The 2,449-nt window shown below is 55.5% G+C and carries 4 protein-coding genes; 2 read left to right on the forward strand and 2 right to left on the reverse strand.

Features of this window, described 5'->3' with window-relative positions; all coding sequences use genetic code 11:
* Positions 1-479: S-methyl-5-thioribose-1-phosphate isomerase (locus METPAY_RS09225; RefSeq protein ID WP_048151665.1), on the forward strand; the 479-nt coding region annotated here is incomplete at its 5' end.
* A gap of 26 nt (positions 480-505) precedes the next feature.
* Entirely contained in the window at positions 506-1,177 is a 672-nt protein-coding gene (locus METPAY_RS09230) for a DUF116 domain-containing protein (protein WP_048151668.1), read from the forward strand.
* Here METPAY_RS09230 and METPAY_RS09235 read toward each other — a convergent pair.
* Together METPAY_RS09235 and METPAY_RS09240 are read right to left on the reverse strand one after the other, a co-directional pair.
* On the reverse strand, positions 1,116-1,598 hold the full coding sequence (locus METPAY_RS09235) for a bactofilin family protein (RefSeq protein WP_048151671.1): 483 nt from the start codon (positions 1,596-1,598) through the stop codon (positions 1,116-1,118). The genes METPAY_RS09230 and METPAY_RS09235 overlap by 62 nt on opposite strands.
* A gap of 34 nt (positions 1,599-1,632) precedes the next feature.
* On the reverse strand, positions 1,633-2,449 hold an 817-nt coding region (locus METPAY_RS09240), incomplete at its 5' end, for a geranylgeranylglycerol-phosphate geranylgeranyltransferase (protein WP_048151673.1).

Below are 2,449 nucleotides of genomic sequence, written 5' to 3' on the forward strand. Positions count from 1 at the left end.
CGTGCGAAACCCGGCCGCTCAACCAGGGATCGAGGCTTACCGCATGGGAGCTTTCGAGGGACAACATCCCTGTAAAGACGATCACCGACTCCGGCGCCGCGTTCCTCATGAAGAGAGGCGAGATCGATGCGGTCGTCGTCGGTGCGGACAGGATAACGCACGATGCGGTATTCAACAAGATCGGGACCTACATGCATGCTGTCTGCGCAAAGCACCACGAAATCCCGTTCTATGTCGCCGCTCCTACGTCGACATTCGACGCGACACTCTCGGAAAAGGACGTCGTCGTCGAGCAGAGGGACCGAAACGAGCTTGCGAAGTGCGGGGACAGGCTCCTTATGCCTGATTCGGTAGATGCGATAAACTACGCGTTCGATTCGACGCCGGTGGAGCTCGTAACGGCGATATTTACGGAAAAGGGAGCGGTCATGCCGCCTTTCTCGGTCGATGAGATATTGCAGCGAAAGGTTGGTATATAACCGCTGATTACATACAGGTGAGTGAAATGTTGCCGGGAACAGAGTTGTGGGACCAGTTTATGATCGCGATCGGGGAGATTGCGGTCATCGTGTTTATCGGGTTGTTCCTCTTCTCCCTCTTTGTCGTAGCGTTAGCGTTTTACTCCATCAAACGCGGCAGGTTCTACTTCCCGCGAGTCCTGCAGGCGGGCCTTGTCATATCGGAAGGTTTGGTCAAGGCGATATGCAAGTTCTTCGGTCTCGACGACAAGGAGCTGACGGCGTTCTTCATCAGGCTCCACAACGCGATGACGAAGAGCTCTTTTGCTGCGGTTCCGTCGAACAAGAGGGCGATCTTCGTGCCCCAGTGCCTGAGGCATTCGGCATGCCCGGCGAACCTGACACCCGAGGGCCTGGTGTGCAGGCGCTGCGGGCGGTGCGAGATCGGTGCACATATAGACGAACTTGAGGATATGGGCTATATGGTATGGATAGCTCCGGGTTCGACTCTTATCAAAAGAATGGTTGCAAAATACCAGCCCGAGGCCGTGATCGGTGTCGGCTGCCTGGTCGAAGTAAAAGAGGGTCTCGAGATGCTTGATAAGGCCGGGCTTATCGGGATGGGCGTCCTTACGTTAAAGGACGGCTGTGTCGAGACTATAATGAACTGGAACGATCTTCTCGAAGTGGCACGCGAGGGTCTTCCGAAACCGGATTAGGGTTCTGGACCGGGTCTCTTAAGACTTTTACCTGCCGCCCGAAGAGTTTTCCCGACTTTACCTTTCCGTAGACGTATATCGTTCCTTCGCTCCTTACGTCCCCGATCTCGACTCCGGGTCGGAGGATCACGTCGCCTGCGGCCTCGATGGTCTTTATCTTTGCGGAGTCGCAGATGGTGACATCCCCCGATGCCCTGAGCGGTCCGTTTATTTCAGTGTGCGGCCCGATTACCGCGTTTCTGCATATGACTCTCGATTTTACAGACGACCTCGGACCGAGTTCGAGATTGCCCGCGACGTCTAAGACGCCCCAGAAATGAGTGAGGGGCGGGACAACGAAATCCCCGTTTATCTTAACGTTGCCCTCAAAATACGACCCTGCGGGAGCTATAAAAGTATTGCCATCCCTGAAAACTTTCATCCATCAACAAATGCAATCCCTATGTTTATTTAATTTATCCTATGAGCATTGCGGACGCGATGAAGATTACGAGCGATAAGAACATCCCGTACTTCAGGATCGAGGTGGCCTTCGTTCTCCTGAGGTCTGCAGGGCTTTCTGCATAAAGGCCGTTTGTCGCACCCGCCATGATTACGAGATCGGCGATGACGATCAGGAGGAGGTATGCAGGACCCCACCAGCGGAAGACGGGCAGGAGGCTGATTATGACCGCGATAAGGGAGAGGACGAAGCAGAGGATTCCGGTCTTCTTCACCCCGATGGACATCGGGAGAGTTCTGGCCCCGCCTTTGCTGTCGCCTTCGATGTCCTCGGCGTCCTTGAGGAGTTCACGGGCGAGGATGGCGAGGAAGACGATGAGTGCGACGTAGAAGTTCTGCATAAGCCCGAAGGGGCCGAAGGTCGCACCGCCGAAGAGGAATATGCTTGCGGTGAGGTAGGATACCGCGATGTTTCCCGCGAGAGGGACTCCCTTGAGGCTGCTTGCGTAGAGTGCGAGCAGGGCCGAGTTTAAGATTGCAATGGCGATGCACAGCAGGTTTGTGAAGAGGGAGGCGGCGAGTCCTGCGATGAAGAGCACTATACTATATGCGAGTGCGGCCTTCGGGGTTATTTCGCCGGAAGGGATCGCCCGGTCGGGACGGTTGACTGCATCGATGTCCCGGTCGAAGTAGTCGTTGATGACGTTTCCGGCTGCTGTTATCATTGCGACTGCGGCTATGAGGGCGGGATATATGTATAACGGCGGTGCTCCGGGTGACAGGAGGTCAAACGGGCCTGCCGCGATTATTACGCCGAGAAGAACGGCGAAT

The sequence above is a fragment of the Methanolacinia paynteri genome (assembly GCF_000784355.1).
In the GTDB taxonomy this organism is placed as follows: Archaea; Halobacteriota; Methanomicrobia; order Methanomicrobiales; family Methanomicrobiaceae; genus Methanolacinia; species Methanolacinia paynteri.